This window comes from Onishia niordana (genome assembly GCF_004798965.1).
Taxonomy (GTDB): Bacteria; Pseudomonadota; Gammaproteobacteria; order Pseudomonadales; family Halomonadaceae; genus Onishia; species Onishia niordana.
In genome coordinates, this window is sequence record NZ_SDSD01000132.1 from 1 (window position 1) to 252 (window position 252).

General features: G+C 39.7%; 1 protein-coding gene. It reads right to left on the reverse strand.

What is annotated here, in order from left to right; genetic code table 11:
* A partial coding sequence (locus tag ETC27_RS18220) for an ATPase, T2SS/T4P/T4SS family (RefSeq protein WP_168709088.1) occupies positions 1-252 on the reverse strand: 252 nt, incomplete at both ends.

Sequence of the window (252 nt, forward strand, 5' to 3'; positions counted from 1 at the left end):
TTCGTCTGGTTTCCATTCTTCAAACTTTTCCTTTTCACAAACAAGCAATCCCTTTCCTGCAATTAATCGTTGATAAATCACCCGCTGAAGACTGGATTGTAGCTCCCAATCACTTAATCCAAGTTCTTTTAAGCGTGCAATTACACCTGATATTGAGCGTGCATGAACAGTAGAGAATACTGTATACCCAGTCAAACTTGCACGAAGAACAGCTTTTGCCGTTTGACTATCCCTAATTTCACCAACAATAAG